The 6,167-nt window shown below is 70.0% G+C and carries 5 protein-coding genes; 3 read left to right on the forward strand and 2 right to left on the reverse strand.

The window, feature by feature from the left end; translation table 11 throughout:
• Positions 1-4: 4 nt before the first annotated feature.
• Positions 5-1,156, reverse strand: coding sequence for a M48 family metallopeptidase (locus VF139_11800; GenBank protein ID HEX6852073.1), 1,152 nt, complete (start codon positions 1,154-1,156; stop codon positions 5-7).
• A complete protein-coding gene (locus tag VF139_11805; protein HEX6852074.1) occupies positions 1,135-1,734 on the reverse strand; it encodes a hypothetical protein in 600 nt (199 codons plus the stop codon). Before VF139_11805 ends, VF139_11800 begins: the two co-directional genes overlap by 22 nt.
• Before the next feature lie 129 nt (positions 1,735-1,863).
• Between VF139_11805 and fusA the strand changes: the two genes are divergently transcribed.
• The 3 genes from fusA to VF139_11820 all read left to right on the forward strand — a co-directional run.
• A complete protein-coding gene (fusA, locus tag VF139_11810) occupies positions 1,864-3,963 on the forward strand; it encodes an elongation factor G (protein HEX6852075.1) in 2,100 nt (699 codons plus the stop codon).
• Between the two features lie 6 nt (positions 3,964-3,969).
• Positions 3,970-5,298: an asparagine--tRNA ligase gene (asnS, locus tag VF139_11815; GenBank protein HEX6852076.1), complete on the forward strand. Its 1,329-nt coding sequence runs from the start codon at positions 3,970-3,972 to the stop codon at positions 5,296-5,298.
• The coding region (locus VF139_11820) for a MiaB/RimO family radical SAM methylthiotransferase (protein HEX6852077.1) at positions 5,295-6,167 on the forward strand (873 nt) is incomplete at its 3' end. The genes asnS and VF139_11820, both read left to right, overlap by 4 nt.

The raw sequence follows: 6,167 nt of genomic DNA on the forward strand, positions 1-6,167 counted from the left end.
GGCGTCAGAGCAGCCACATCGCCGCGATGGCGAACAACGCCGCCGCCGCGAGCACCGCCGCGAGCGCGGCCCACGGCAGCCGGGAGCTTTCCGGCTCGACCGAGCCGAAGGCGAAATCTCCCCGCGGCATCCGCGCCTCGGGGCACAGGCGCACCGGGACGAGCGACTTTCCGAGGTCCTTCGGCACGGCCCGGCGGAACACCTCGCGATTGACCTTGAGGGGACCGACGTCCTCCGCGACGCGCCCGTAGAGCAGCTTCGAAAGGCGGCGCTTGCGCTCGGCCGGGGTCGGATGCGCGAGCGCCGTTTCCGCCACGGCGGGGTCGCCCGCCTCGATCGCCACCTCGAGTCGCTCGAGGTATCGACTCGCGGCCAGCGCGTCGTACCCGAGCGCGAGCATCCCGAGGACCGCCCGGGCGTCGGCGTCCCGCTCGCGATGACGACCGTACCCGAGCGAGCCCAGGTCCGAGGCCGCGTCGGCCCACGCCTCCCCGTTGCGATCGCCCCCGCTTCCGGAGGCTCGGAAGCCCAGGCGCGAGAGACGGACCGCCGCGTCCCCGGAGGCGGCGTGCGCGAGCTCGTGCCCCAGCACGAACGCGAGCTCCGCCTCGTCCTCGAGGAACGCGAGCGCCCCCGCGCTGAGAAGGAGCGTGCCGCTCGGAAGCGCGAGGGCTCGATGCACGTCCGTGTCCACCACGACGACCCGAACCGCCGACGGCGCCCCTTCGGAGCGCGCCGCGACGTGGCGTGCGATCCGGTCGAGATAGGCCTGACCGACCGGCGCCGTCCCGAACTTCCACCGCCCGTCGAGCGCCGAGCGGATCTCGTGTTCCACCGCTTCGGAGACCCGTGCGTCGGGAAGCTCCGCCGGGATCCGGCCTTCGACGCACGCACCGCACCGCTGCTCGCCGTGCGCGAGCAGCTTCTCGCTCGAGAACGGCAATCCGCACGACTCGCACGTGAACAGGAAGGCCGCATTCCCGCGGGAGTCCACCCATCGTGTCGCGCAACGCACGCAACGGCGGACCGAGGCTCCCCCCAGGGTGGGACAGGCCACGCCGGGGATCGCGAACGGCCCGTCGCCGCAGCGGGGACAGGCGCGCGGATCCGGGGGCCCCCCCGCGCGCGGGGGACTCAGCTCCTGCGGGACGCCCATCGCGTCACCCCCCAGGCGAGACCGAGTCCTGCGCAGGCGCCGCCGCCCCACCACGCCGCGACCTGACCTCCGAACAGCGTCGAGAGCCCCAGACCGCACAACGAGCCCAACCCGAGGCCGATCATCGCCCCGCGGATCCGGTTCGGAGCGCCGGAACCCCGCTCCGTCGCCGCGGGGGGCTCGGCTGCGTCGGGGACCGGGGCGTCCGCCTCGGGAGCGAGCATGGTCCAGACCATCGCGGAGTCTCCCGGACGATCGAACGAGGTCGAGCCGAGCGCAGGGGCCAGGCTCGGGTCGTCCATGCCGACCCGCCGAATCCCTTCCGACGGGTCCGGAGCCGCTCCGATCCCGACGGGCACAGGCCGACCCGCCGCGCGCGCCGCCGCGGCGACGAGCCCCGGCGCGGTCGCCGCGAACGCCCGCAGGCCGGCGTCGTCCGAGAAGCTCGCGCGCACCGCGTACGACCGGCGGGCCCCCAGGTGGACGGTGCCGTCGCAGCACGAACAACGCGCGCGACGGGGCTCTCCCCCGGCCTCGTGGCGATAAAGCGTTCCGCACGACGGGCAGCTGACGATCACGGTCACCCTCCCCAGCGCCGCAAAACCTAGGCTTCGCGGGCACCCGGGTCAAGCGGGGCCGCTTCCCGGCGATCCGGGGGAACCCCTTGCCTATGCTATAGTTCCGCCTCTTTACTTCGAGGGAACTCGATGAAGATCTACGACACACCCGACCTGCGCAACGTCGCGATCCTCGGTCACGGCGATTGCGGGAAGACCTCGCTCGTGTCCGCCTTCCTGTTCGTGGGCGGGGCCGTCAACCGGCTCGGCCGGGTCGACGACGGCACGGCGACGACCGACTTCGACGAGGAGGAGATCGAGCGGAAGATCTCGCTGCAGACCGCCCTCGGGCACGTGGAGTGGCGCGGCAAGAAGATCAACCTCATCGACACGCCGGGTTACGCGGCGTTCGTCGCCGACGCGAAGGCCGGCCTCTCCGTCGCCGACGCCGCTTTCCTGCTGGTCGAGGCGGTCGCCGGGGTCCAGGTCATCACCGAGCGCGTCTTCAAGTATTGCCAGGAGTACCAGGTTCCGCGCGTCTTCGTGATCAACAAGCTCGACCGCGAGAACGCCTCCTTCGATCGCGCGATGGAATCGATCGCCGGGCGGTTCGACCGGCGCGCGGTCCCGATCCAGATCCCGATCGGGGCGGAAGGCGCGTTCGAGGGGGTCGTCGACCTCCTCGCGATGAAGGCGCACCGCTACGCCAAGGACGCCTCGGGTCAGGCCACCGAAACCGACATCCCCGCGGAGTTGACCGACCAGGCCGCCGAGTACCGCGCCAAGCTCGTCGAGATGGTCGCCGAGAGCGACGACACGCTGATGGAGCAGTTCTTCGAGACGGGCGACCTGCCTCACGAGACCCTGGTCAAGGGCCTCCACAAGGCGTTCCTCGACCGGAAGATCTTCCCGGTGATGCTCTCCGCCGCGACGAAATGCGTGGGGGCGCGCCAGATGCTCGACGCCGCCGTCGACTTGATGCCGGCCCCCCAGGAGCGTCCCGACCGCGCCGGGACCGTGCCGCCGTCGGGAGCCGAAGGTTCGCGCAAGGCCTCGGCAGCGGAGCCGGTCTCCGCCTTCGTCTTCAAGACGGTCGCGGACCCGTTCGCGGGGCGGCTGTCGCTCTTCCGCGTCGTCTCCGGGACGCTGAAGGGGGACACCCCGGTGATCAACGTCGGCCGGGAGGTCGCCGAACGCCTTGGGAACGTCAACGCGATGCAGGGGAAGACCCCGGTGCCCCTCCCCGAGCTGCGCGCCGGGGATCTCGGCGCGGTGGCCAAGCTGAAGGAGACGAAAACCTCCGACACGCTGGCGGACCCGCAGCATCCGATCCGGTTCACCCCCATCGAGTTCCCCGAGCCCGCGATTTCCTTCGCGATCGAGCCGAAGGCGAAGGGGGACGAGGAGAAGATCTCGACCGCCCTGCACCGCCTCCAGGAGGAGGACCCGGTCCTGCGCGTCGGTCGCGACCCCCGTACGCACGAGCTGATCGTCTCCGGGAACGGCCAGGTGCACGTCGAGGTCGCGATCTCGAAGATGCGGCGCAAGTTCGGCGTCGAGGCGATCCTCAAGCAGCCGAAGGTCCCCTACCTCGAGACGATCAAGCGGAAGGTCGGCCCGGTGCAGGGTCGCCACAAGAAACAGACCGGCGGACGCGGCCAGTTCGGCGACTGCTGGATCGAGATCGAGCCGCTCCCGCGCGGCTCGGGCTTCGAGTTCGTCGACAAGATCTTCGGAGGGTCGATCCCGCAGAACTTCCGCCCCGCGGTCGAGAAGGGGGTGCGCGAGTCCGCCGAACGCGGATGGCTGTCCGGCAACCCCGTGATCGACTTCCGCGTGACCCTCACCGACGGCTCGTACCACGCCGTCGACTCGTCGGAGATGGCCTTCAAGGTCGCGGGGTCGCTCGCCTTCAAGGCCGCGATGGAGCAGGCCCGTGCGACGATTCTCGAACCGATCTACTCGGTCGAGATCACCGCCCCCGAGGAGTACATGGGCGACATCATGGGCGACCTTTCCTCCCGCCGCGGCAAGCCCCAGGGCATGGAGAGCCAGGGTCACTACCAGGTGATCAAGGCCCTCGTCCCGCTCTCCGAGATGCTCACCTACGCCTCGACCCTCAAGTCGATGACGTCCGACCGCGGCACCTTCCACATGGAGTTCGACCACTACGAGGAGGCACCCCCGCCGGTTCAGGAGAAGATCGCGGCCGAATACGCCAGGCACAAGCAGGAAGAGCAGGAGAGATAACTCCTCGTGAGCCGCGACATCGTCTACATCCGCGAGCTCGGCGACCACGTCGGCGAGACGGTCACCCTCCGGGGGTGGCTCTCCCAGAAACGTTCGTCCGGCAAGGTGAAGTTCCTCGTCCTGCGCGACGGTACGGGCTGGCTGCAGTGCGTGGCGTTCGCCAAGGAGGTCTCCCCCGAGCTGTTCGAGCGTTGCGACAAGGCGCCGCTCGAATCCTCGATCACGGTGAGCGGGTCGGTCCGGAAGGACGACCGCGCCCCCGGGGGTTTCGAGCTCGGTCTCGCCGACGTCGTGGTCTTCCACGAGGCGGCGGAGTACCCGATCCAGCCGAAAGAGCACGGGGTCGAGTTCCTCTTCGACCACCGCCACCTGTACCTCCGTTCGCGGACGCCCCAGGCGGTCCTGCGGGTCCGCAACGAGGTGGTCAAGTCCTGCCGCGACTTCTTCTACGACCGCGGATTCGTGCTGATCGACTCCCCGGTCCTCACCCCCGCCGCGTGCGAGGGGACGACGACCCTCTTCGAGACCGACTACTTCGGCGACAAGGCGTACCTGACGCAGTCGGGACAGCTCTACCTCGAGCCCGGCTGCATGGCGTTCGGCAAGGTCTTCTGCTTCGGCCCGACCTTCCGGGCGGAGAAGTCCAAGACCCGGCGCCACCTCACCGAGTTCTGGATGATCGAGCCCGAGGTCGCGTGGCTCGAGCTTCCGGGCCTGCTCGCCCTCGCCGAGGAGTTCGTCTCCTACGTCGTGGGGCGCGCCCTCGATCGCTGCCGCGAGGACCTCAAGTTCCTCGAGCGCGACACGACGATGCTCGAGAAGGTCCTCCCGCCGTTTCCGAGGATCACCTACGACGAGGCCGCGAAGATCCTGCTGACCCCGGAGTCGCAGGAGAAGATGCGCGAGGCCGGCGCCCCGGCCTTCGCCCACGGGAGCGACTTCGGCGCGCTCGACGAGACCCTGCTCACCCAGCAGTTCGACCGTCCCGTGATGGTCACGCACTGGCCCGCGGAGATCAAGGCGTTCTACATGCAGCCGGACCCCTCGGACCCGACGAAGGCGCTGTGCGTGGATGTGCTCGCCCCGGAGGGGTACGGCGAGGTGATCGGCGGCTCGCAGCGCATCCACGACCACGACCTGCTCCTGTCGCGGATCCGCGAGCACGGCCTTCCGGTCGAGGCCTTCCAGTGGTACCTCGACATCCGGAGGTACGGCACCGTCCCTCACTCGGGGTTCGGGATGGGGATCGAGCGTTGCGTCACCTGGATCTGCGGGATCCAGCACCTGCGCGAGACGATCCCCTACCCGCGCCAGATCAACCGCCTCTATCCGTGAAGCGGATCGGCGTCCTCAGCCTGGGCTGCTCGAAGAACCTCGTGGACACCGAGGTCATGCTCGGGCATCTCGACGCCGCCGGATGCACCTTCACGACCGATCCGGCCGAAGCCGACGTCCTCGTCGTCAACACCTGCGGATTCATCGAGGCGGCGCGCGAGGAGTCGATCCGCACGATCCTCGAGGCGGCGGAGTACAAGAAGTCGGGCGTCCTCTCACGCCTCGTGGTCGCCGGGTGCATGGTCCAGCGCTACGGCGACGAGCTGCGGAGAGAGCTCCCCGAGGTCGACGCTTTCGTCGACCTCGACGGCCTCGACGGGATCGTGGCCGCGGCCGGGCTCGCCCCGCTCCCGAAGGCCGCCCCGGCCACGGGCCTCCTGCAGATCGGCCCGAAGCCGGCGAGGTTCCTGTACGGCTCCGAGACGCCCCGACGCCTCGCGACACCGAAGTGGACCGCGTTCGTGAAGATCGCCGAGGGGTGCGACCACACGTGCTCTTTCTGCGCGATCCCGAAGTTCCGCGGCGTGTTCCGCTCGCGCCCACCCGAGGACGTCGTCGCGGAGGCCGAGGCCCTCGCCCGGCGCGGGGTGCGCGAGATCAACCTCATCGCGCAGGACTCGAGCCACTTCGGCCGCGACCGGGGCGACGCGCACGGGCTCGCCGACCTCCTGGAGAGGCTGAACGGCGTCGAGGCCCTGCGATGGATCCGCGTCCACTACCTCTACCCCAACACGGTGACCGACCGGCTGATCGCGGCGATGGCGGCGACCGAACGGGTCGTGAAGTACGTCGACATGCCCCTCCAGCACGCACACGCCGAGACGCTCAGGCGCATGCGCCGCGGCGGTTCGGCGGAGGGCCACCTCCGC

The organism is Candidatus Polarisedimenticolaceae bacterium, from assembly GCA_036376135.1.
GTDB lineage: Bacteria > Acidobacteriota > Polarisedimenticolia > Polarisedimenticolales > DASRJG01 > DASVAW01.